Source organism: Nitrospirota bacterium (assembly GCA_016235245.1).
Taxonomy (GTDB): Bacteria; Nitrospirota; Thermodesulfovibrionia; order Thermodesulfovibrionales; family UBA6898; genus UBA6898.
Window position 1 is genome coordinate 1 of sequence record JACRLO010000027.1, and the last position, 23391, is coordinate 23391.

The window sequence follows — 23391 nt, forward strand, 5'->3', positions numbered from 1 at the left end:
TCTGGATTATTTTGCCCATCTTTTTGCTACAATTCTTCTGAGTCATGGTGTGCCTCCTCTGGCTATGTTTTTCTCGACAAATTACATTACCAGTTTTGAGGTCACCATGATTCAATTGTGCGAAAAATATGATACGTTATCAGATTCTTCAATGTAGTCTTGTAATTTTCGTATCTTTCCTGATGAATCCGCTTGTATTACATGCCCGCAACATCGAAAAGCCAAAGAGTGAATATGCCAACATGCAAGTGCTTCAATTAGTAAATGGTCCAAATCAGGTTGATCTAAATGGTGACGGAAAAAAGGATATCGTTTTCTTGTCTTGGCGTGAGAACTACAATGCTCATGGTTTTAGCTTGTTCACGTTTTATATAGACTACCCAAATGACCTTGAGCCAGAGAAGCATTGGCATCTTGTCACCTTTCCGGATGAAAAAGGTCTTCCCCTTAAGAATGGTGTTGCAACCATGGAGGGAGCGGATTGTTTTTTGCAAGATATTCGAGTTCTTCGTTCGGCTTCACAAAAGAAGATGCCCATTGTGCTAATAATGGGAAAGCGAGAGTTTGGTGAATCGTATGCTGATTCAGAATCAGTTGAATTCATTGTATACGATCTAAAGCATAATAAAGAAGGAGGACTCGGGGAACCTACTTTCCACTTTGAACCAAAGAAAACAATAAAAGGGAAGAAGAAATATTGCGATATAAACGCAGCCTTCGCAGAAGAGCTCGGCATCGGTAACTATCAAAAAAAATAAAAGAAGCCGAACAATAACGTCCACACCGGCGCGGAATAATGCTAATTTGATTTTGACATTGGTTGTTACCCGCGCGGGTGACGCATCTCGTTCCCATCCGGCGCTGCGCGCCGAATGGGAATCAGCAGAAAGAGCATACAGAAAACACCTCAGTACATTTTCAAAAAGAAACCATACGGATCTGTGGCAGAGAACAAGAACCACGATTACGACAGACACACTCGGACCGAGCCAGTGATTGTATTTATTGATGATTACTGAATAATGGGGCTATGTTTGGGGCATGAGAAGTGCCCGGTAGGCACGAGATGATGAACCAGAGATCAGGGAGCTTGGCATCGGTGCTTTAATTTGACTGCCGCCTCTGGCATAATGATACATATGAGATGATTTTTGATCTGGACTGCTCTGACGGGCCGGCCTAAAAAATGAGGGAGACATGTTAAAAAAGGCTTTACTTATCTTCTTACTATCTGCGGGTTCCATAACATCAGGGATTTCTATTGCCGAAGGAACAGCCCTGAATCCAAATCCACCGGCTGCGGCAAGCCTGATATTCATCCACCATTCAACAGGTGAAAATTGGCTGTCCGATACCGACGGGGGCCTGGGTATCGCGCTGGCCAATAACAACTACTATGTGAGCGATACCAACTACGGGTGGGGTCCGAACGGCATAGGCGATTATACCGACATAGGAAACTGGTGGAGCTGGTTCAGGGGGCCGGACAGCCAGGCAATACTGGGCGCACTTTATAATGAGAGCGGTCAGAACGCCGCCTATTCACGTCTTTCTGTAAAGCCCGCGGGTGAAAATCAGATCATCATGGTTAAGTCCTGCTTTCCCAATTCCGCACTTCAGGGAAATGCATCTGACATCGTACCGCCGATCGGCAGTAACCCCCTTACTGCTCAGGACAGCAGTTCAGCGTATCATACAATCGCAAACGCAAAGGGCATTTACAACGACCTGCTGAATTATTTTGCTGCGAGGCAGGACAAACTCTTTATCGTTATTACTGCGCCGCCGTTGAGCGACGGCACCTGGGCCAATAATGCCAGGGCGTTTAACCAGTGGCTGGTAAAGGAATGGCTCAAAGACTATCCATATAAGAACGTTGGAGTGTTCGATTTTTACAATGTGTTAACAACCAACGGAGGCAATTCAAACGCCAATGATCTGAGCCTGAACACAGGAAATCACCACCGCTGGACAGGATCTGCACTGGCGCACATCACCGATGGCGACGACGATCTCGAGCCTAACACCAACGAATATCCGAGCGGCGATGACCATCCCAGTATGGCAGGCAATCAGAAGGCGACTGCCGAATTTCTGCCCGTGCTCAATATTTATTACAACTGCTGGAAAGGGACGGGTGGCTGCCCCAATGACGGGCAGGCCGGCCGGATTCGGCCTGACATCAAGGCAAACGGCTCAGATGGGCCCCTCACGGTCAGTTCAGATAACCCGCTTCAGCTTTCTATCGATCTTGCCCCCGGAGAAGGTAACGGAACAAACGCCGACTGGTGGGGTTATGCGGAGACGCCGTTTGGATTATACTATTTTTCCCTGCCGAATTTGTGGAGCCCCATCGGCAGCCTGAGCGGCATGCCGGCTGCGTATCAGTATGCCTTATTTGGCCTCCCTACGGTTTTTCTTGACTGCCAGTCCGGATTGCCGGCCGGCAGATACACTGTTTACTTCGGGATAGACACCACTATGAACGGACAGGCAGAAACCTCCCTGTCTTATGTTGACAGTGTCCAGGTAAATATAACGCAGTAGCTGGAGCAGCCGGGACGCTATTGATGAGGCAGTAAGCCGAACGTATGACAGCAAGAAACCACTCAGGTCTTGCTTCTTGCCGCAGCTTGAGACCTGGGTTTCCAACCAGGCTCAACGCTACAGCATCAGGCAGGACATTGATATGAGCCCCATGCTGATACAAGCCGTCGTATGGATGGTGATGGCGCTGATATTGTATACCTGGGCGGTCTTCAGCGGACGCCGCCAGGGCCTTCACCGCAAGCACCTGATCATTTTCGGCGCAGGCCTGCTCTGTGACTTTTTGGGAACATCCCAAATGAACCAGATCTCAATTGCATACGGCAAACCGCCTGTATGGCACACGATACTAGGGATCGCTTCCCTGTCCGGGATGGCATTCCATTTCCTTCTGGCCCTGATAGCCTCCGGCACAAAACGGGCTGAAGCCGCCAATCTGGTATTCCACCGCGTCAGTATTTCAATTTACGGATGCTGGCTGCTCGCTTTTATCGGAGGCGCTGTCGCGGGGATGATGAGAATGAAAATGATCTCCTGAAGCTGCGGGATCGCATTTCATGACCTGATTACATCCGGACAAAATTTATGGATAATAGTATCACTATGTTCAGAAAAGGCGACCTGCTCCGTTTGATCGATGAAGTGTCCTTGCGTGCCCTTGCCTCGGGTGCCCTGCTTCCGATCAGCACCGCGTCGGAGTATATCGAAGACAATGGCGTCCGTTTCGTGGTGCGCATCCTCTCAAACCTTGTATGCAAGGACGAAGACCGGCTGAAGAGGGCACAGGAAAAGAAGGGAGACCCTTTCCTGCCTTATGAAATAGACCTTTTCGTGGCTGACCTCAGCCTAACGCATCTGGCGCTTTTGAACAAGTTCAATGTCATGGAACGGCATCTGCTGGTCGTGACGCGGGAGTTCGAGGAGCAGGAGAACCTTCTCAGCCCTGCAGATTTCGAGGCCCTCTGGAGCTGTATGGAAGAATACGATGCCGTAGGCTTTTATAACGGCGGAGAGGCCGCAGGCGCAAGCCAGGCCCATAAGCATCTGCAGATCGTTCCTCTGCCGCTCGCTAACCAGGGGCCCTCAATACCGATCCAGCCGCTGGTTGATGAGATAGAGGAGATCGGCAGAATAAAGCGGCTTAGCAGTTTTGTGCTCCAGCACTCTTTCGCCCGTTTTAAGCTGGACAGCAGCGGGTTTCCGCTTTCCCCTGTTTCCCAGAGTCTTGGCTTATATAAGGATATGCTTGCAGAACTCGGCATGTCGGTCCCGCGCGAAGGAGAAGCAGTAAAACAGTCCGGGCCTTACTGTCTGCTCGTTACGCGGCAATGGATGCTTCTGGTGCCCAGATCAAAGGAATTCTATCACGACATCTCGGTCAATTCCCTCGGTTTTGCAGGCTGTCTGCTTGTGAGGAAGCCGGAGCACCTGGAACTCCTCAGAAAAGAGACCGGGCCGTTCTCTCTTCTGAGAGAGGTTTCTCTTCCGCTATGAATAGGATACTGTTTTTGTCGGTTTTCGCATTTCTCTGTCTCATGCCGACCTTTGCCCATGCTGACTCTGTTCCGACTTTTTCTGATCAGGACCTGGAGCGGTATCGGAAAAGATCGGATATATCAAGCCCTTCTGCAGAGACCCCGGGCAGGCCCGCCTCAGGCGAGAGATCTTCTTCGCCCAAAGAGGGGGCGAGGAAACCGCTGAAACATGAGGTGACCTATACTGCCTTTGAAGGCGGTTCGCGCCGCGTGATCATACCGGTCCAGTTGAATGGCTCAGTCACTGCCAGGATGGTCCTGGATACCGGCGCTCCCGGCATGATCATATTCGACCGGCTTGCCAGGAGACTCGGGATCTTTGACCAAGACGAGGCCAAACTCATGACCTCTTCAGCAGGCATCGGCGGTCAGACGCCGTCCATTCTCACGATCGTCGATTCCGTGCAGGTAGGCAGCGCAGAGGATACATTCATTCCTACAAATATCGTAAGCTCGCTATCCGATGCCTTTGACGGCCTTATCGGCATGGATTTCATGGCAAACTATGCAATCAGGATTGACACGGCAAGACTCGTGGTTGTTTTCGAGGAGCTGCCGGACAGAGAATACATGCCGGGCGGTCATGATGAAATGTGGTGGCGGAGCAACTTCAGGAATTTTGCTGCGACCCGCGCTGAGTGGAAACAGTTCATGGTTTCCCTGGACACGCAGAAGATTGACCCGAACCGCCACAAGGAACTGAAGGAATTTGCGGTCAGACAATACCGCGAGGCCGACAGGCTCTTTACTAAATTGAACAACTATGCGATCACCAACTCGGTACCCATGCACTGGCGGCAATATTGATGATGGACAGGCCGAGAAGAGATATCGCGCAACGATTGATTCCCTGAAACAAGGCTGCGCCGCAGCAGGAAAAGGCTCTACTGCAGTTTCCTGAGTACCGCCTTCAGGATATCAGCCCGCGATATGATCCCGACAAGCACATTCTGTTCATCCACCACGACCAGTCTCCTGATCCTCTTTTCATCCATGAGCTGCGTAGCCTCGGCAATATTCATATCGCGCTTAATGGTCACAACAGGGGAAACCATGATATCTGCCACAATGTCTCCTGCTTTTTGTTCAGGAAGCTGTTCCCCCAGCATATGTTTCAAAAGGTCTTTGAACGTATGTTCCTTTCGCACCCCTATCATGGAGAGAATATCAGCCTGGGTAATCATACCGACCACATGGTTTTCCTTATCAACCACCGGCAGGCCGCTGATATTTTTTTCGGACAATATTTTTGCCACCGGCATGATATTTTCATATTTTTGGACCGTAATGACATTGGAGGTCATCACATCCCGAACGAGCATCTCAAAGCCAATGCTTGATTTTAAATGTTTGCAGCGATCGTTATTGTCTGTAGCACTCATAAAAAACTCCGCAGAAAAAATTAGATTTTGTGTTGTCAGTAAGGTTGTAACACGGACAGTCAGGGCATACGCCGAAAGTTATGGTTGACTCCCGCCGCCAAGATAGGTATTGACCAGCCTGATCAGTTCCTGTGTCTGGATAGGCTTGGGGAGATAGGCATTGGCGCCGATCGCAATCGCCCGCTTCCGGTCCTCCTCGGCCCCCTCAGTCGTGACCATAATAATCGGGATATCCTTAAAGGTCGCATTGCCGCGCACGAGGCTCACGAGCTTTAGCCCGTCCATTACCGGCATATTGATATCACAGAGGATGAGGTCGATCTTGTCGGACGACAGTTTTTTTAGTGCGTCAACGCCGTCCGTTGCCTCTATGACACGGGAATTGCCGATGCGCTTCATCGCAAAGCTGATCAACTGCCGCATGGTCGGTGAATCTTCTACCACAAGAATATTTGGCATCTCGCTCTCTCCTATTTCTTCGGCTTATCTTTCAGAAGGTCAAGGAACCCCTGAATGGTCGTCAGCTTCCTCTCGGACTGGGTGTACAGCCGGGATGAGAAGATCGCTGTTGCAGCATGACCGGCCAGGAGATTAAAGAGCTCATAATCGACATTATTGAACCCCGACTTCTGCGTAAGCAGCTTATAGATGGCTATGACGCCGATAACGTGCTCCTTTATCTTCAGCGGAATGCAGACGATCGGCTCAAGGGAGTTGAACTCATGCATCACGCTCAGGTCTTCCGCAAAATAGCTTTCGCCCTCCTTGGTCACTCTGCCGACAATGCCCTCTCCGATCTTTATCCGCAAAGAATCAGAAGCCTGTATACCTTCCGTAGCAACCGCAACAAGATCATTCGTCTTGTCGTCAATGAGCATGACGGCGAACTGCTCTGCACCGATAAGGTTGATCACGATCTCGACAACGATCCTCAGCACCTCGGAAAAATCGAGGGTCGAATGGAGCTGGTAGCTTGCAACATAGAGGTTGGCGAGATTATTGTTCTCCTCCTCAACCCCAAGATACTTTGAGGCAAAATCCTTGTTCTCCTCTTCGACCTCTATGAACTTGTCCTTCAGGGAATTCAATTCAAGTTCAAGAAGTCTTATCCGCTCATCATAGAGCTTGATCCGCGCCTCATCGCCGGAGCGCTCGGCAGACTCCTCAAGCTGGGCGACCCTGAATCTCAGTTTTTCATTTTCCCGGAGAATATCTTTTGTAAATTCTTCACCCTTCTTGAACATCTGGATGAATTCTTCAGCTTTATTGAGATAGCTGGATTCTTTCTCTACCACTTAATTTCTCCCTCTGACCGATGGGTTGTTTACAATTCTGATGATCTCTGCGGAAATATCGGAAAGCGGAAGGATCTTCTCCACGCCGCCGTTTTTGATCGCCTCTGCGGGCATACCGAATACCACAGCCGTCTCTTCAGACTCCGCTATAGTATACCCCCCCTGCGTTTTAATATCCAGCATCCCGTGCTTGCCGTCATTGCCCATGCCGGTCAGGATCACACCCATGGAGGCAATGCCGTAAAGCTCGGCAACCGACGACATCATATGGTCAACGGAGGGGATGTATTTATCTTCAAACCTGCCCTCCTTAAGCGATATCTGTTTTTTGCTCCCCCGCCTTTTCAGGCTGAGATGCTGCCCCCCCGGACAGATATAGACAGTCCCTGCCTCGATGATATCACCCTCCGCCGCTTCCCTGATCCTGACATGGGACATCCGGTCGAGTCTCTCAGCCAAAGGAGCGGTAAAGCCCTTCGGCATATGCTGGCTGATGACCATGGCAGCCTTGAAATCAGAAGGCAGCCGTGTCAGAATGATCTGCAGCGCCGCAGGACCTCCGGTAGAGGAACCCACCGCAACGATCTCGATATCATGCCTGCCCGTCTTGCCTTTGCCCGCCTCAACAACCTCTTCTTCCTCTTCCTGATCAAGCAGTTCGAGGTTCTTGCTCAGGATATCAAGCCTGATATTCTTGAGGCCTTTAATCTTTCTGAGAAGATCCTTTTCAATGGTCTGGAGTTCGATCGATGCACGACGCGTCGGCTTTGCAATGAAGTCAACCGCGCCAAGCTCAAGAGCCTTGAAGACCGTCTTTGAATCGGCATGAGACGTAACCATGATCACCGGCGTCGGCCGCTCCCGCATAAGCCACCGGAGGAAACTGAATCCGTCCATACCCGGCATCTCGAAATCAAGGGTGATGATGTCAGGCTGCAACCGCAGGGTCTTTGCCATGGCATCAATACCGTCAGTAGCAATACCTACTACCTCAAGGGTATTGTCTTCCTCAAGGATCTTCTTCATCGTCTGCCGCGTGTATGCTGAATCGTCTACAATAAGAACCTTTGTCTTCATTTATTCCCCATAGTGCCGTTCGGCTTTTGATAGACCATATCGTTTTTCAGATGCTTCAGGGTAAAGGCGGTTGAGATATTGATCAGGGACTCTGCATGGCCCAGAAGCAGATATCCGCCATCAACAAGTCTGTCATGGAAGTTCTCAATCACGCGCCGCCGGGAGGCATTGTCAAAATAGATCAGCACGTTCCTGCAGAAGATGACATCCATCTTCCCGAGAAACTTTGACTTAAACGGATCGAGCAGATTGAGATAACTGAAATTCACATGTTTCTTGGCCGCATCGCTGATCTTGAAAGAACCATCTTCTTCGACGAAATATTTGCTCATGAAATAGGGTTCTGTTGTCCGAAAGGAGTTTCTGCGGTACACACCGCGCCGCGCTGTCTGAAGCACCCGCTGGTTGATATCACTGCCGTGTACCTCAATATCCCATCCGTGAAAATGCCCCTTTTCATTGATAAGCATGGCTATCGTATAGGGCTCCTCTCCGGTAGAGCACCCTGCCGACCAGACCCTGAGCGTTTTCTTCTCCCGGTTGACGGTCCTCAGTTCTTCAAGGATCTCTTCACTGAAAGCCTTGAGCTGGTTCTGTTCCCTGAAGAAATAGGTTTCATTCACCGTAAGCACATCCATGATCGCCGTAAGCTCTTCCTCTGCCCGCTTGTCATAACGAATAAACCGATAATAATCCCTGAAATCGCTCAGGTGGTGATTCCTGATACGGCGCGAAAGCCTCTTTTCAAGAAGATAGCGGGAAGTATCGTCAAAATACAGGCCGCAATAGTCCTTAATGATGTCCCGGATCAGGCGGAAGACATCTTCAGGAAGAGGAATAATCTCTTCTTGCTCAAACACCCAGTATCTCCTCTACCGCCTTAATTACCGTAGGATCTTCTTCGGTATCAAGAAGTCTTTCAAGCTCAGTCCGAACTTCAGCCAGGCTATGCCTGCCCAGTGCTTTCACCGCGGCGATCCTTGCAGCCCAGTCTGGGTCCCGCAGAAACGGAACAAGACGGTCCGTTACTCCCTCAAACTCCGCCAGCGCAGCGATAGCTGTCCGTTTCACTTCGTCGTCTGCAGAGGTAAGCATGCCTGATATAGCGTTGCACGCTTCCTCGCCTCCCACAGCCTTCAGTGCCTCAATCGCTGTTGTGACCACAAAACCGCTTTCGTCGTGCAACAGAGGCACCAGGATAATTATTGAGTTTCTGTCTTTGAGCATGCCAAGAGCCCTGGCAGCGGACACTCTCACGAAATTGTCAGGGTCGACGGTAAGTATGGTAAGCGAATCAATAATGCCCTCGCCGCCGATCGCACCCAGGCTTAACGTCGCGGAGATCCGGATGTCAGGGTCCTCATCGGTAAGCGCATACTTGAGGTAACGAACAGCCTCTTCCGTCCCAATCTGGGAAAGAGCTTTCACAACCGCTTTCCTTACCGCCACCTTCTCGTCCTTTAACGCAAACCCGAGGTCCTTCACCGCACGATCGGCCTTCATCTTTCCCAGAAGACGCGCAACATTTCTCCTCAGCACAGGGGAATCCGATCTGAGCATTGCGAGAATTTCATGGATATCCAGAGAATACTGCAGCATGCCAAGGGCATCAACAGCGGCCTCCTGGACATCTTCGTATGGATCAGCAAGACGTTTTATGAGCATGGGCACCGCTTCGGACTTGTTCAGTCTGGCGATGCTCCTTGCGGCGATGGAACGCACGTGTCCGTCTTCGTCGTTCAGAAGTTTCGCAAACATGTCATAGTACACCGGAGAAACAATTTCGCCTGCCACTTCGGCAATAAACCTGAGCTGATGGGCATTGCCCGAATCAAAAAGTCTGAGGAGTGAATCCGGTCGATCTCTGCCGATAAATACAAAGGCCCCCTTTACGTCATCCGCATATTCTTCCTCGTGGGATATGTCAAGGAGCGGCCCATATGCAGCCTCGTCCTTCATCAGCCCGAGCATGAGGATGGCAGAAACTCTCACTTCATTTTTATTCGACCAGGCATGGGCAATAAGAAGATCAATCGCCTTATCACCAAGTATCCTTCTGAATTCTGAGGTAATGACCTCGGCGCCGAGCCCGTTGTGATACATCTTTTCAATAGTCCGCAAGGCCTGTTCCTGGATGTTTTTTGAAGTCTCCTGGAGCAGCGCTATTACCGGTCCGAGCGTTGCAGGGTCAGCAAGCATGCCGAGGGCCTTGAGCACAGGCTCACGAAGCGGCTTCCGTTCCTTCAATGCCTCAAGCATAAGCGGCAGGGACCTGCTGTCCATCTGCTCTCCCAGCACATCAATAATAAACTTCCTCACATCCCTGTTGGAGGTCTTGAATCCCTCAATGAGAAATGGTGTGGCCTTCCTGCCGAGTTTAATAAGCGCTTCGATGGCAGAATTCCTTGCGCCTGCATTTTCTTCAATATACAGGAGCTCGATCATGCCCCGGATATATTGATCCAGGCCATACTCCTCAAAGAGGATATCGACAGCCGACTTCCTGACACGCCAGCTCACATCCGTCATTGCCTTGATAAGAAGCGGTATATATTGGGCATCTTTCCGGCCTCGCATCTGCTCGACTGCCCGGCGCCTGACCTCAATATTGTTGTCGTTATTGAGCTGTTTTTCCAGTTCCTGCACCGTTATCCTCCAGCAGTTCCTTTGATTCCTTTAACCATATCTTCTCCTCAGACGTCAGAAGGTTGTCTATATTAAGCAGTATGATGATCTGATCTCCCTTCTTGCCCAGGCCGGTCAGATACTCTGTCTTGAATCCCTTGAAAATTGAGGGAGAAGGCCTGAGGTCTTCAGGGTTCAGCCGCAGAATCTCCCTGATTTCGTCAACCAGAAAGCCAATTTTTTCCTCGCCGTATCTGACGAGGATAATCCGTTCCTTCTTGCCGGAAGGCTTCATCCCGAATCTCAGCCTGAGATCCATGACCGGTATGACAGCTCCGCGCACGCTCATGACCCCGGTAAGAAATCCCGGGAGTCCCGGGATGGAAAAGATCTTCTGCACCCGGAGGATTTCAAGCACACGGGAAATATCAATGCCAAAAATATCCCCGCCTATATTGAATATCGTGTATTTGGACATCAGCTGATCTTGAAGGCCTCCATCTCCTGTTTCAGGGCCTCGATTTCCCTAAAGAGCGTTTTAAGAGAATTTGAAACATCCTCCATGTTCTGCATGGTTACCGTCCCGATGCCATTGATATTCTCCATGGCAGCGATGACCTCGGTGTTCACCTTCTTCTGATTCGACTCATTTGTATTGATCTGGTTAATCCGCTCATTGGCAAGTTCAATATTCCTTGTTATAAGTCTTGTTCCTTCCGCCTGTTCTCCTGCGCCGCGTTTGGAAAGTTCAGCAACCTCTTTCACGTCCCCGACGCCCTCAAGAAGATAACTCAGCGCGTTTTCCTGCTCCTTGGTGGACTTGGTTACGCTGACAATCACCTTTTTAATGTCGTCTATTGCAGAGGTAATCTGTCTCAGCCCGAGCGACTGCTCCCCTGTTGCCCTCTCAATCGCCTTGGTCATGTCAGAGGACTGTATAGAAGCATTCAGGATGTCCCGCAGAGCCTCTCCGACCTTCACCACAAGAGTATTGCCGTCTTCCACTTTCAGTTTTGCATTATCAACCGAATAAACGGCATCCTTGATATCCTTCTGGATGGTTTTGACAATCCCGCCGATCTCCCGCGTTGAACTTGCGGTGCGCTCGGAAAGGGCGCGGATCTCATCTGCCACAACCGAGAAGCTCTTCCCATGCTCCCCTGCCTGGGCGGCAAGGATGGCGGCATTAAGGCTGAGCAGGTTCGTCTGCTCAGTAACATCCCGGATGACCGAGAGCACCTTCTCAATATCGACCGATCTGGCTCCAAGCCGCTGGATGATCTCGGCGGATTTCTGTACCTGGCCGGAAATACTTTCCATGCCTTCAACCGCATTGACCACGGACATCATACCAACACCTGAGGTGATTTCCTTCACCCTGTCGGCAATTGCAGAAGAATCGATAGCATGCTCTTCGACCTCCCGCACTGAGGCGCCCACCTCTTCAACCGAAGCAGAGGTATCCTCTACCGCAGACAGGGCCTCTGAAGAACTGGCCGATATGGACTTCGATGCCTGGGACATCTGAAGCACCACGGAATACGAATCCTCGGTCGAACGGAATAGGCGCTGTGTCTGGGACGACATCTCCTCGGCCGTTGCCTTCATCTGCAGCAGGGAAGTCACATTCTCGGTCGAAAAATTCAGAAGCTTTTCGATGCTGTCGCTGACCTCTTTTTGGGACTTATTCGCCAACTGTATCGAGCGGATACCGTTTTTGACGGCAACCGCCTGACTGCCTATCCCTTCGCTTGCGATGCGGTACGTATGGTCCACCTGCTTGATAGCCATACCTACATTGACAGCCGTTTGGCTGATCCTCTCAATCATCTGGGAGAGGCGTAGTTCGAGCACCCTGACGCCCTTCGCAATGCTGCCGATCTCGTTATCGCCAAGGTCAGGTATTGCCGCCGTAAGATCGCCGTTGGTGATCTTTTCTATGACGATATTGAGCTCATGCACAGGCTTCTTGATGTTCTTCTGAAAAAAATAGATCATGACAAATCCAAGCATTACCAGCGCAATGCCCTGGTAAAGGATAATTATGAGCATACTTTTTCCGATATTGTCATTAACGGTCTTGCCGGTAAAATGGAGTGAAACCTCTCCGAGCTTGGTATTGCCTGAATTGACCGGCGCGGTGATTACCATGGCCTTTTTAAAATAAAAGGGGTTCAGGGTACTGATCTCGGCGTCATCCGTCTTGATCTTCTCCCTGGCAACTTTGCCCTGGGCGTCAAAGATATGGATCGAGGTAATCTCCTCGTCCCTTGATACTTCATCGAGGTACGTGTCAATGAGCGCAAAATCATAGCTCAGGAGCGGCGCCATGCTCACCCCTGCCATGATCGATGCCGCCCGGTTCATGCGCATGGTAATCTCTTCAAGAAACGATGAGCGAATGTAGAGCATGAAGGCTACCGTACCGACAGACTGTACCGCCAGCAGCACGACAAAGACCGTTGCGACAAATTTGACTGTTATGGATTTTCCGAAAATCATTTGACTGCGACAGCCTTGTTCGCCTCGATGATCTTCGCACCCTTGGGCCCTTTTACAAAGTCGATAAACGCCTTTGCTTCACCTTTCGGCTCCCCCTTCACCACAAGGTTCATATTCTTGATCATCCGGTATTTGCCGTTTCTGACATTCTCCGCCGTTGGTGCAACACCGTCGAGCTTCAGCGGTACGATAGCCCCTGCTGAATCGTCAGTAGCGATCGTATCGGTAAAGCCGATCGTAAACGGCCGGCCGGAGAGTATCTTGTTCATCTCAGGATGGGTCGGCACGACCACCGCAGAGGCGGGCTCTTTCAGGTCCTTGAAACAGGCAATATGCTTTCTTACCGCTTCCTTGGTTGCATCGGCCTCAGGCCTTGTCAGCAGCAGGATCGGTTCGGCAGGTCCACCTACTTCGCTCCACTTCACCGTCTTGCCGGAATAAATTTTGCAAACATTTTCTGAAGAAATATCCACAATCGGTACGCTTTTGTTCACACCCAATACATTGGCCACACGTGCAATCTCGATTGCAGTGATGCCAAGCTTCTTCTCCTCTTCCTTCAGGGGGCGTGACGCCATACCTATGTCCACCTTGCCCTCTGCAGCTGACATGATGCCGCCCCTCGTCTCAATTGATTTCTGATTTACTTCAATCACCGTGTTTTTATGTTCAGCCATAAAGGCCTTGGCCAGTTCCGTGCCCAGGGAGATCATCCCTCCCGCACCGGCTATTCTGATCTTCTCTTCGGCAAAAGCAGAGCCTGTGAACATCACAAGCGCCGCGATCATGCCGAGCGCAATCTTTTTCGTTAATCCCTCATATGGGGTCCTTGACACACCTGTTTTCATCTTCTCCGTCCTCCTTTTGGGTTTGCTTTATATACCTATCTTGGACATCATCATGCGTATCGTGCTGTAATCCTCATCCTCCGCGTCAGTAAACCCGGTGTAGTTTTCATAGATCGCCTTCAGCACCGGTTTGGTCTCGGGATCATCTTCCTTCAGCCCCATAAGAACAGCCTTGAGATCCCTGCTGATCTGCGGGTCAAGGTCAGCTGAAGCCGTAAAATTGAATTCAGGGATGTCTTCCGAGAGCTTGAGCACCCTGATGCCCATATCCTTATGCATGATCGCTGCACTCTCTTTGACGCCCCCGGCGTCAAAATCCCCGTTGAGGACCGCCTTCAGGACATCGTCGTGATGACCGAGGTAATTGTAATACTGCAGATCCTTGAGATCTATTCCCTCAGCAAGCAGCATTGCCCTGGGCACAACATGGCTCGACGTCGAATTGATATCACCAAAGGCAAAGGAACGTCCCTTGATATCCTGCAGTGAATTAATGCCGCTGTCACTTTTTGTGATGATCACCGCCTTATGAAACGGCTTGCCGTTATTGAGGGCCTTCACAAGCACCTTTGCACCGAATTTTACATGGGCAATGCTATAAGTCGACGGCCCCATAAAACAGAATTGGGTGACACCCTGCTCAAGGTCCCTGATCGCCCCCTGAAAATCCACCGCAACCTTCAGGTCTATCTTTCGCTTCATTTTTTTGCTCAGATAGTCGGCCAGGGGGCTGAAATGCTTGAACATAAGCGCCGGCGTCTCAATCGGAACAATGCCCATCCTCAGAACACCGCCGGCAGACATGGCCTGTTCGCCGGCAAACCGGAACCGCTCCATCTCCGTAGAGATCAGTTCCGCATCCTTGTGCAGCTCCTTGACCAGCTGGTTGAGCTTGAAGGAGCGGTCCTTGTTCTCCCGGGGAATGTCCTTGATCTTCTCGACAGAGGACCAGATCTGGTTCGAACCGATCTTCTGCTCATTGATCGCACGCGAGATCTGCTGGCTCTTGTCAGAGACAACTTCTACGGCCTGTGAGATCTGTTTGCTGTTTAAGGACTGCTCATTCGTTGCCGTCCGTACATGGGTGGAGATATCGCGCATTTTTTCGGTTGACGTCTTGATGAGCTGTATGCCGCTGAACTGCTCGGCCATGGCATTCGTAATCTGTCCTACCATGCTGAGCACCCGCTCCATAGCTTCCGATACCAGAGAGGTTGCCTTTGACTGCTCCGCCGTAGAACGCTCTATCGCGGCAGCCATCGCAGAGGACTTCGTAGAACTTTCCACAATCTTTCTGAGCGCATCGGCAGCTTCCTGTGTCACCTTGAACCCGGTCTCAACCGACTTCAGCCCGTCCTTCATGGCATCGATGGCATCGCCCACTTCCTGCTGCACGGACTGGATAAGGAGACCGATCTCCTGGGTTGAGATCGACGTGCGGTCAGCCAATTGTTTGATCTCGTCAGCAACAACAGAAAAGCCCTTGCCATGCTCGCCTGCCTGGGCAGCAAGGATTGCCGCGTTCAGGGCCAGGAGCGTCGTCTGGTCAGTAATGTCGTCGATCACGGTCAGGATCTGGCCGATCTCTTCTGATCTGCCCCCCAGTTTCTCGATATATCCGGCAGTCTTTTCTACCGATATTTTAATGTCCTGCATGCCCTGTATCGTCTTGCCGATCGATGTCATGCCAAAGGTCGAGGCGTCGCGCTTGACCTGTTCGGAAAGCGTTGCAGACTCCTTTACCCGGTGATCGACCTCTTTTACCGAAGCGGCAATCTCTATGATCGCAGCCTGAGTCTCCTGAGCAGCACCCACAAGCGCGGCAGAGTTGTTCGAAACCTCCCTGCTCGTGGCATAGAGCTGTTCTATGGACGAAGAGGTCGCCTCCACCGCAACCGACAGGTCCTGGGTGCTGTTGGTGATCTCGGCAATGCTCGTAACCATCTCTTCCATGGACGCGGCAGTCTGTTCCGCTGATGCTGCCAGGCCATCGGTACCGTCTGCAATATCGGATATGGCTGCATTCATCTCTTCGATCGAAGATGAGATGTCTGCGATCGCCTCAGTCTCCAGCGCCGCACCTTCGACAATTTTTCTGGACTCGCCCTCCACTTCCACAACAACATGATTTACCCGTTTTGTAATGTCCTTGATCCTTCTCAGAATATCGGACAGGGAGAACATGGACTGTTTGATCGCCCTGCTTGCCCTGCCGATTTCATCGGTGCTTCTGATCTCGACATTAAAGGACATGTCTCCCTCTGACAGCTTCTGGGCCGCATCTTCAACAGACTTGACCGGCTTGATCACCATCCGTCTGATCATGAACCAAAGCACGGCACTGAAAAAAAGTGCTGCCAGGATCGTCAACGTGATAACGAGAACAATATATCCGAGCGCTTCCTTATATTCTTTTTCTATCGAGAACCCTATCTTCACCGCACCAAGTACGGCAGGGTCTGTTGCATGACAGGTCTTGCACCGTTCCTCATTTATGAGCGGTCTGTAATAGGTCATCTTCTTGACATCGCGGACGGAAAAGGATTTTTTCGTCTCCGACAGCTGCTTCATCACGGCACTCTCGCGGATTTTGCTGTCAGCGTTAAAGGCATGATGACCGTCATAATGAAGAACCACAAGTTCCTCAATGTTTTTTATATCCTTCAACTCCTGCATCATAGATTTTGTCATGTCCGCTTTTCCCTCAAGCATGGTGCGGGCTATTTCCTGGGAAATAATCGACGCCGTCGAATCGAGACTCGATTCGGTTATACTGTAGAGGCTCTTTTTCTCTATGGTCAGCACCATAAAACCGGCCGACAGGATCCCCACGACCAGCAAAATCATCACCAGGGTGAGGATCTTCAGTTCAAGCCTTTCTTGCATACGCCCTCCTTTATCCGATCTCAATGTTCATCGCATCTTCAGCGCGAAGAACCGAAATGAACCGCTTTTCGAGAATGACAATGCCCTCGATATATTTTATTTCCGCCTCGTTCAGGTGGGCAGGGGGCTCAATTACCCGGTCCCTGGCAACACTGACAACGCCCATAACCCTGTCGATTGTTGCGCCGATAAACCCCCGGGGGCCGGCGATAATCAGTATTTTCGCTTCCCTGCCACCTCCGGGATTGTCCTCAGTTCCATATTCGGGAGCCTCTCCCGTGGCCTTGAGATTCAGACGTGCCTTCAGGTCAAGGACCGGTATGATCTTCCCCCGGAGCGACGTAATGCCGATGACATAGTCCGGCATGGTCGGCACCTTTGTCATCTTCTGCAGCCTGAGGATCTCTTCCACCTCTGCGACCTTAAAGGCAAATTCCTCTGTGCCGATGCTGAAGGTAAGAAGCTCAACCTGACCATCGTCAACTTCCTGCATATTATTGCCGGACAGTTCCTTCTCATTGACCGCCGTTTTTTTCGTCTCAGGTTCGGGAGACTGAACTTCTTCGGGAAGAGGCTGTTCCTGTGTCTCTGTCTTCACCTCTGTCGCGGATAATGGCGCAACCGATGAATCCTGGGGAGCAGACTGGTCATCCGGCCGCTTCCCTGCCTGCTGCTCCTTCGCCTTTTTCCTAATTTTCGCTATATCCATGCAAACTCATCTCCCGGGCAGCCCCGTCGATTAACGAAGCGTCTATGACGCCTGCTTCATGGGCAAAACCGTCAAGCAGTGCAGAGGTGGCGATACTGTTAATCAGGCGCGGCACCCCTTCGGAATAGGTGTGAAGAAGTTTCAGCGCCTCATCAGTGAAGAGCAGCTGTTCCCTTCCCGACGTCTTCAGCCGGTGCTGGACATACTCCCGTATCTCGTCCTCGCCAATGGGGCCGAGATGATAATAGAGCCCTATGCGCTGCTTCAGCGGAATATACGCCTTATGGTTCAGCCTCTTCCTGAGATCGGTCTGTCCCACAAGGATAAGACTGAGAAGGTTTGTGTTATCAAGCTGGAAATTCGTAAGCAGTCTGATCTCCTCAAACGTGTCCTTGCTCGGGATGAGCTGGGCCTCGTCGATGATGATGACGATGGAGGTGCCTGCCTCATACTCCTTGTATACTTTTTCATAGATCGCATCCAGCAGGTCAGATTTGTACACAGAGGGGATATCAATATCGAGGCGTTTTGCAAGGGCACGCAGGAACTGGGCCGGCGTGAGCACCGGGTTGATGATCGTGACGATCTTGTACCGTTCGCCCAGGATATCCATCAGCGCCCTGGTCAGCGTTGTCTTTCCGCAGCCTACATCGCCGGTCAGCAGGATCAGCTCCTTCTCTTCAACCGCATACTGGAGCCGCGCAAGGGCCTCCTCATGGCTTCGGCTTAAAAAGAGGAACTTCGGGTCCGGCGTCTTGGTAAACGGCCGCGCAGTCAGGCCGTAAAATTCCTCATACATAGGCCGCCCCCTTCTGCTTCAGAAGCGATTCATCGATCAGCGACTCAATATCAAGGACAAGGATCACCTCGTGCTTGCCGATCTCAGCGGCCCCGGCAAAACCCCTCAGTTTTTTCAGGTACTCACCGAGGGTCTTGATAACAATCTCGTGCTGGCCGAAAAGCTCGTCGATCAGAAGACCGACCTTTCGTTCGCCGAATCCCACTACGACCGCAAAAGAGCGATCGTTCTCATCGCCCGGAAGACCCAAAAACGTGCTGACCCGTATCATCGGCAGCATCTCGCCCCTCAGATAAATTACCTCTTTCCATTCGATGGTCTGGATTTCGTTATGGTTCACGATGAGCGTCTCGGACATGGAAGTAAGCGGTACGGCAAACTTCTCGGCGCCAACCCTCACGATAAGCGCTTTAATGATTGCAAGGGTTATCGGCAGTGTCACCATGAAGGTTGTGCCGACATTCGTCCTGGTCTCAATATCAGCAAAGCCGCCAAGGGCAGAAAGCTTTTCCTTGACAACATCCATGCCGACGCCCCTGCCGGACATCTCGCTGGCCACATCCTTCGTGCTGAAGCCCGGCGCAAAGATAAAATTGATGATCTCCTTGTCTTCGAGTTCAACGTCGTCATCGATAAGCCCTTTTTCAATCGCCTTTTTACGCACCTTATCGAGGCTCACTCCGCTGCCGTCGTCCTTCACCTCCACAATTACATGGTTGCCCTTCTGCTATGCCTTAAGGGTGATGGTCCCCTGTTCCTTCTTTCCCTTGGCCTTCCGCTCCTCGGGCATCTCTATGCCGTGGTCGATGGCATTTCTGATCAGGTGCATAAGCGGGTCCACGATCTCTTCTGCAAGAAATTTGTCCAGCTCCGTATCTTCTCCATACATCTGAAGGTCTATCTGTTTGCCGATCTCCCGTGAGTAGCGTCTGACAATCTGCGAAAGCCGCGCAAAGATCTGTCCGATGGGGACCATGCGTATTTCAAGGACCTGGTCCTGGAGTTCTGCCAGTCTCCTCTCCAGGGTCTGGGAGATCTTGTGAATATCATAGACAAGAGATGTGTGGCCGTAGTTATCGATGAGCTCTGTGCCGATCCTCTTGACCGCCCCCTTGGCCAGCGTAAGCTCGCCGATGGTATTGAGGATTCGATCGAGCTTTTCAATATCAACACGGACCGTTGTCGACGTGCTTTTGAGATGCGTGTCCTGAATCTTCTGGCTGTCTGCGGAGGGCACTGCCGCAGGTGCTGCCGGTAAACCCTTCGGTGCAGAGAGCACCTCGATCTCGACATTAATCTCCTTCTTCAGATCCTCAAGGCGCCGGAGGCTGCCAAACATCAGATTAAAACCTATGGAGCCGTCCGGCACATTCGACGATGTGGGGAGCGTCGAGATAAGCTCACCCATTGTCTTGATCGTCTTTGTCATCGACTCAAGCGCCTTGTCGAAAATATCGAGGCTAAAGACCGCCTTGGCGAGATAGACGCCCTTGCCTTCCTTGATATTGGCTTTAAGCCTGTGCTCCTCATATTCAGAGAGCACCCTCATGATGGCAGGGTCAATGACACTCTCGGCCGGAGCTGCCGCACCCTGTCCTTTCTGGCCGCTCCTGAAGTTCTCAATGTCCGTGAGGTACGCGGCAATATCATCATTTTCCTGCTCGTTGCCGACGCCATCCACAAGACTGCGGAGGATATCGAGGTTTTTAAAAAGAAACGAAACAATAGCGTCGGTCACATCGACCTTGCCGAGCCTCACATCGTCCATAAGCGCCTCGAGGGCATGGCTCAGCTTGGAGATGCCCTGGAGTCCAAAGAGGCCTGACACACCCTTCAGGGTATGCATTGCCCTAAAGAGGGCATTGATGGTGTCCGGGTTGATGCCGGTGGTAACCGAATCCTGTATCTCAAGAATCAGGTTCTGTGATTCCTGCAGGAGATCTTCGGCTTCTGCAATGAATTCTTTCTTGGAGGTGCTCATGGGACCAGGATTTTCTTGATGATTTCCTGCAGCTCAGATGACTTGAACGGCTTCGTGACATAGGCAGTAGCGCCAAGGGCCATTCCGCGTTTTTTGTCCTCCTCACTCCTCTCCGTACTGACGATGATTATGGGGAGATGATTGTAGCGCGGATTGTTCCTCACAAAATTGATAAGCTCGAGGCCGTTGATGTCGGGCATGTTGATATCCGTAACGATCAGGTCATACTCCTGCTGAGGCAGCATTTTCAGCGCCTCAAAACCTGACCCTGCCTCGACCGTCTCATAGTCACCAAGTTCGTCGATAACAGCCCGTATCAGGGCCCTCGTTGTAGCTGAATCTTCAACAATAAGAATGGTTTTCACAGAATCTCCACATGTGCTGAGATTGTATCAGAACATCTGCAAAAAAATCTCTCCCGGACCGCTTCTTACCCCCTGCCTTTTTCCATTTCATGAATCCTTCTCTGAAGCAGCGACTTTTCGAGGGCAAGGCCCGCATGGCTGATGAATATCTCGAGTCCTTCGGTCTCGCCGATAGGGTCCCGGGAAATGGCATTGTCACAATAGAGTACGGCAGCGACCTTGCCCTCTGCAACAATCGGGAAAAAAGCGGCTTCTTCAGGCCAGGGGCCGCCAATCTCATCCATAAAATACCGTGTTACGTCATCGTCCTCAAGAGGCCCCTTATACGGCATCTGCTCCAGTATGATAGTCTTCAGAAACGTACTCATTTCAAGAGAAAGAACGATACCGCGGATCTTTTCGTCAGCCCTCTCCACTTCAATGCCGAACTGACCAAGCCCGATGATCTGATTTTTCCCCGCCATGAAAAGCACGCCCCGCTGAAAGATATCGCTTGCAAGCCTGAGGACCAGAAGCGTTATCTCGGAGGTCGAGTTCGGGAAACGGAGTTCCTGGGTCAGCGATTTAAGAGCCGAAATATCCTTACGCTCCGCCGCGGGAGAATCACCCCAGTTATCATCCCAGCCGGTGCCTGCATCTGCCTCTTCTTTCTGTCCGTGGTCTTCGATGGTGAAGGCCTGGGTCGGATCAAACGATGACTCTGCTGATTCGTCCTGAACCCTGGCGCCCTCCATAAGGAGATATTCAGGACTCAGGCCCTTCGAAAGCTCCCAACCGAGGTCCTGCAGTTCGGTTTTGTCTCCAATATCAAGGTCGTCAAGTTCAAACTGAAAATCGCCGCCTTCCCAGAGAAGGAGACGATAGATAACATGCTCAATTCTCTTTCTCGTTGCCTGCTCAAGAGCTTCCCTGCTGACAGCGCCAAGGTCCAGAAGGAGGTCGGCAAGGGATTGGTCCGGAAGCTTTTTTTTGACCTCCACCGCCATCTGAAAGACCGTTTCCTTGATCATGCCTGCCTTCAGCATGAAATCAGCCAGCGTACCTTCAAGGTCATCGGTCTCTGCCCTCACCACGAGGCCGTTCTTAAATACAATAAGTGCAGTGCCCTGTGCTCCCTTTACCAGAAATGTCCCCGTCTTCTTCCCGATACTCAGGATCTGGAAAATATCGGCAATGGCAAGGTCCTCAAGCCTTCCGGCAAGGCTCATCGCACCTCCGCACCCTTGGGAATGACAACCACGCCTCCTGGGCTCACGCTGAAGCGCTTCCTGTCTTCTTCGGGATCATACCCGATGGTCGTGCCCGAAGGAATATAGACGTCTTTATCAATAATCGCCTTGCGTATTCTGCAGTGCCTTCCGATCTCAACGTTTTCAAGCAGGATGGAATCCCTGATGTCAACATAACTGTTCACCCTTACATTGGGGGAGAGCACAGAACGCTGGACCCTGCCGCCGCTGATGATGCAGCCTCCGCATACGATCGAGTCGAGTGCAACGCCAAGTCGTCCCCCCTTATATTCCTGCGAGAAGACAAACTTCGCAGGCGGATACTGCCCCTGGTATGTCCGCATCGGCCAGCTGTCGTCATAGAGATTGAACTGGGGATCAACGGAGACCAGATCAATATTGGCCTCCCAGTATGCATCGATCGTCCCGACATCCCTCCAGTATTTTGATTCTTTCCTGTTTTCGTCCTTGAACTCGTGGGCAAACAGCTTTTCGGTCTTCAGCATCGCAGGCAGGATGTTCTTGCCAAAGTCGTGTGCAGAAGACTTGCCGGAATCAGTCTTCAGCTCGTTTATGATGTCTCCGGTATTGAAGATATACAGCCCCATCGAGGCATAGCAGTGCTCCGGATCACCCGGAATCGTCTTGGGATCAGAGGGCTTTTCCTCAAACCCGATGATACGCGAGTCAATGTCCACCTGGACAATGCCAAATGCCGGGGCAATGGATTTTTCAACCCGTATGGTCGCAACCGTACCCATCGCATTCTTCTGCAGATGGAAATCGAACATCTCGGCATAGTCCATTTTGTAGATATGATCGCCGGAAAGGATCAGGATATAAGGCGAATTCTCTTTTTCGATGACATAAATATTCTGGAATACCGCATCAGCAGTGCCTTCATACCAGCGGTCATCAATGCGCTGCTGGGGAGGTATGGTAAAGATATATTCACCAAGCTGCGGGTTCAGAAGGTTCTCCCAGCCAAGCGCAAGATGCCGGTCAAGAGAGAGCGATTTATACTGCGTGATCACCGCAATCTTCCTGATGTCCGAATTAATGCAGTTGCTGAGCGTAAAATCGATGATGCGGTATTTCCCCCCAAACGGAACTGCAGGCTTTGCCCGATGGATGGTGAGCGGGTGCAGACGCTCTCCTTTGCCGCCGGCAAGGACCACGGCAAGGACATCCTTCATCATCTTTTCTCTGCTTCTTTCCTTAACTTTCATCTCTGGCCCCCAGAAACAGGACTTGTGCCCTGCGGGTAAATGCATTAATGCCCTATACGCCACAAACAGATACGCTCTTCCGAAGCGACAGGGACAGAGCACCTTAAGCAGGTCTTGCCCACTCCCTGGACTTTTACCGCATATGACGAGTATATCAGTCAAAATTCAAGAGTGTCAATGAGTTAGGGTCTTCGTGGCGGACTGTTCAGAGACCTGAGATAACCACTTCTGTTCATGAAAATAGATGCAATCTGAAGCAGGAATCACACACTATCGGCAAGGTCATCCCTCATTATTTTAGCGGTCGGATTTCGATGCTGCCGCGGCCGGTTTTCACGAGCGCTTATCCCATAACAGACAGGCAGCACAAATGTATTGGTTG

At 51.2% G+C, this 23391-nt stretch carries 22 protein-coding genes; 5 read left to right on the plus strand and 17 right to left on the minus strand.

Annotation, left to right across the window (positions count from 1 at the left end; genetic code table 11):
• Positions 1–182: 182 nt before the first annotated feature.
• The 5 genes from HZB31_11960 (at position 183) to HZB31_11980 (ending at position 4889) form a co-directional block, all read left to right on the plus strand.
• Complete coding sequence (locus HZB31_11960; protein MBI5848636.1) at positions 183–758, plus strand: hypothetical protein; 576 nt, start codon at positions 183–185, stop codon at positions 756–758.
• Positions 759–1197: 439 nt separating this feature from the next.
• Positions 1198–2547 (plus strand): hypothetical protein, encoded by a 1350-nt coding sequence (locus HZB31_11965; protein MBI5848637.1) that lies wholly within the window; start codon positions 1198–1200, stop codon positions 2545–2547.
• Positions 2548–2698: 151 nt separating this feature from the next.
• Entirely contained in the window at positions 2699–3085 is a 387-nt protein-coding gene (locus HZB31_11970) for a TIGR03987 family protein (protein MBI5848638.1), read from the plus strand.
• A 65-nt stretch (positions 3086–3150) separates the two neighbouring features.
• Positions 3151–4041: a phosphorylase gene (locus HZB31_11975; protein ID MBI5848639.1), complete on the plus strand. Its 891-nt coding sequence runs from the start codon at positions 3151–3153 to the stop codon at positions 4039–4041.
• A 14-nt stretch (positions 4042–4055) separates the two neighbouring features.
• Positions 4056–4889 (plus strand): clan AA aspartic protease, encoded by an 834-nt coding sequence (locus HZB31_11980; protein MBI5848640.1) that lies wholly within the window; start codon positions 4056–4058, stop codon positions 4887–4889.
• Positions 4890–4966: 77 nt separating this feature from the next.
• Here HZB31_11980 and HZB31_11985 read toward each other — a convergent pair whose 3' ends face one another.
• The 17 genes from HZB31_11985 to glgC form a co-directional block, all read right to left on the minus strand.
• Positions 4967–5464 (minus strand): CBS domain-containing protein, encoded by a 498-nt coding sequence (locus tag HZB31_11985; protein ID MBI5848641.1) that lies wholly within the window; start codon positions 5462–5464, stop codon positions 4967–4969.
• A gap of 78 nt (positions 5465–5542) precedes the next feature.
• Complete coding sequence (locus HZB31_11990; protein ID MBI5848642.1) at positions 5543–5923, minus strand: response regulator; 381 nt, start codon at positions 5921–5923, stop codon at positions 5543–5545.
• An 11-nt stretch (positions 5924–5934) separates the two neighbouring features.
• Positions 5935–6708: a GAF domain-containing protein gene (locus tag HZB31_11995; protein ID MBI5848643.1), complete on the minus strand. Its 774-nt coding sequence runs from the start codon at positions 6706–6708 to the stop codon at positions 5935–5937.
• 51 nt (positions 6709–6759) lie between these two features.
• Positions 6760–7836 (minus strand): chemotaxis response regulator protein-glutamate methylesterase, encoded by a 1077-nt coding sequence (locus tag HZB31_12000; GenBank protein ID MBI5848644.1) that lies wholly within the window; start codon positions 7834–7836, stop codon positions 6760–6762.
• A complete protein-coding gene (locus HZB31_12005; GenBank protein MBI5848645.1) occupies positions 7833–8696 on the minus strand; it encodes a protein-glutamate O-methyltransferase CheR in 864 nt (287 codons plus the stop codon). Before HZB31_12005 ends, HZB31_12000 begins: the two co-directional genes overlap by 4 nt.
• A complete protein-coding gene (locus tag HZB31_12010) occupies positions 8689–10482 on the minus strand; it encodes a HEAT repeat domain-containing protein (protein MBI5848646.1) in 1794 nt (597 codons plus the stop codon). Before HZB31_12010 ends, HZB31_12005 begins: the two co-directional genes overlap by 8 nt.
• A complete protein-coding gene (locus HZB31_12015; protein ID MBI5848647.1) occupies positions 10454–10939 on the minus strand; it encodes a purine-binding chemotaxis protein CheW in 486 nt (161 codons plus the stop codon). Before HZB31_12015 ends, HZB31_12010 begins: the two co-directional genes overlap by 29 nt.
• Positions 10939–12963, minus strand: a complete 2025-nt coding sequence (locus tag HZB31_12020; GenBank protein MBI5848648.1) for a methyl-accepting chemotaxis protein — start codon at positions 12961–12963, stop codon at positions 10939–10941. Before HZB31_12020 ends, HZB31_12015 begins: the two co-directional genes overlap by 1 nt.
• Positions 12960–13811 carry a phosphate ABC transporter substrate-binding protein gene (locus HZB31_12025; GenBank protein MBI5848649.1) on the minus strand — a complete coding sequence of 284 codons (852 nt, stop codon included), beginning with the start codon at positions 13809–13811 and terminating at the stop codon, positions 12960–12962. The genes HZB31_12020 and HZB31_12025 overlap by 4 nt, the downstream gene beginning before the upstream one ends.
• Before the next feature lie 27 nt (positions 13812–13838).
• A complete protein-coding gene (gene phnD, locus HZB31_12030) occupies positions 13839–16697 on the minus strand; it encodes a phosphate/phosphite/phosphonate ABC transporter substrate-binding protein (protein ID MBI5848650.1) in 2859 nt (952 codons plus the stop codon).
• A 10-nt stretch (positions 16698–16707) separates the two neighbouring features.
• Positions 16708–17406 (minus strand): purine-binding chemotaxis protein CheW, encoded by a 699-nt coding sequence (locus HZB31_12035; GenBank protein ID MBI5848651.1) that lies wholly within the window; start codon positions 17404–17406, stop codon positions 16708–16710.
• On the minus strand, positions 17387–18205 hold the full coding sequence (gene tadA / locus HZB31_12040) for a Flp pilus assembly complex ATPase component TadA (GenBank protein MBI5848652.1): 819 nt from the start codon (positions 18203–18205) through the stop codon (positions 17387–17389). Before tadA ends, HZB31_12035 begins: the two co-directional genes overlap by 20 nt.
• Complete coding sequence (locus HZB31_12045) at positions 18198–18911, minus strand: chemotaxis protein CheW (GenBank protein MBI5848653.1); 714 nt, start codon at positions 18909–18911, stop codon at positions 18198–18200. Before HZB31_12045 ends, tadA begins: the two co-directional genes overlap by 8 nt.
• 21 nt (positions 18912–18932) lie before the next feature.
• On the minus strand, positions 18933–20186 hold the full coding sequence (locus HZB31_12050) for an Hpt domain-containing protein (GenBank protein ID MBI5848654.1): 1254 nt from the start codon (positions 20184–20186) through the stop codon (positions 18933–18935).
• Complete coding sequence (locus HZB31_12055; protein ID MBI5848655.1) at positions 20183–20551, minus strand: response regulator; 369 nt, start codon at positions 20549–20551, stop codon at positions 20183–20185. Before HZB31_12055 ends, HZB31_12050 begins: the two co-directional genes overlap by 4 nt.
• 65 nt (positions 20552–20616) lie before the next feature.
• A complete protein-coding gene (locus HZB31_12060) occupies positions 20617–21759 on the minus strand; it encodes a DUF4388 domain-containing protein (protein MBI5848656.1) in 1143 nt (380 codons plus the stop codon).
• Entirely contained in the window at positions 21756–23009 is a 1254-nt protein-coding gene (glgC, locus tag HZB31_12065; GenBank protein MBI5848657.1) for a glucose-1-phosphate adenylyltransferase, read from the minus strand. Before glgC ends, HZB31_12060 begins: the two co-directional genes overlap by 4 nt.
• Between the last annotated feature and the right edge of the window lie 382 nt (positions 23010–23391).

Coding starts and splice junctions, on each gene's coding strand:
- tadA (MBI5848652.1), bottom strand. CDS start 18,205: ATGTATGAGGAATTTTACGGCCTGACTGCGCGGCCGTTTACCAAGACG.
- HZB31_11990 (MBI5848642.1), bottom strand. CDS start 5,923: ATGCCAAATATTCTTGTGGTAGAAGATTCACCGACCATGCGGCAGTTG.
- HZB31_12035 (MBI5848651.1), bottom strand. CDS start 17,406: ATGGATATAGCGAAAATTAGGAAAAAGGCGAAGGAGCAGCAGGCAGGG.
- HZB31_12000 (MBI5848644.1), bottom strand. CDS start 7,836: ATGAAGACAAAGGTTCTTATTGTAGACGATTCAGCATACACGCGGCAG.
- HZB31_11995 (MBI5848643.1), bottom strand. CDS start 6,708: ATGTTCAAGAAGGGTGAAGAATTTACAAAAGATATTCTCCGGGAAAAT.
- HZB31_11985 (MBI5848641.1), bottom strand. CDS start 5,464: ATGAGTGCTACAGACAATAACGATCGCTGCAAACATTTAAAATCAAGC.
- HZB31_12025 (MBI5848649.1), bottom strand. CDS start 13,811: ATGAAAACAGGTGTGTCAAGGACCCCATATGAGGGATTAACGAAAAAG.
- HZB31_12060 (MBI5848656.1), bottom strand. CDS start 21,759: ATGAGCCTTGCCGGAAGGCTTGAGGACCTTGCCATTGCCGATATTTTC.
- HZB31_12015 (MBI5848647.1), bottom strand. CDS start 10,939: ATGTCCAAATACACGATATTCAATATAGGCGGGGATATTTTTGGCATT.
- HZB31_11960 (MBI5848636.1), top strand. CDS start 183: ATGAATCCGCTTGTATTACATGCCCGCAACATCGAAAAGCCAAAGAGT.
- HZB31_12020 (MBI5848648.1), bottom strand. CDS start 12,963: ATGATTTTCGGAAAATCCATAACAGTCAAATTTGTCGCAACGGTCTTT.
- HZB31_11965 (MBI5848637.1), top strand. CDS start 1,198: ATGTTAAAAAAGGCTTTACTTATCTTCTTACTATCTGCGGGTTCCATA.
- glgC (MBI5848657.1), bottom strand. CDS start 23,009: ATGAAAGTTAAGGAAAGAAGCAGAGAAAAGATGATGAAGGATGTCCTT.
- HZB31_11975 (MBI5848639.1), top strand. CDS start 3,151: ATGTTCAGAAAAGGCGACCTGCTCCGTTTGATCGATGAAGTGTCCTTG.
- HZB31_11970 (MBI5848638.1), top strand. CDS start 2,699: ATGCTGATACAAGCCGTCGTATGGATGGTGATGGCGCTGATATTGTAT.
- phnD (MBI5848650.1), bottom strand. CDS start 16,697: ATGCAAGAAAGGCTTGAACTGAAGATCCTCACCCTGGTGATGATTTTG.
- HZB31_12050 (MBI5848654.1), bottom strand. CDS start 20,186: ATGAGCACCTCCAAGAAAGAATTCATTGCAGAAGCCGAAGATCTCCTG.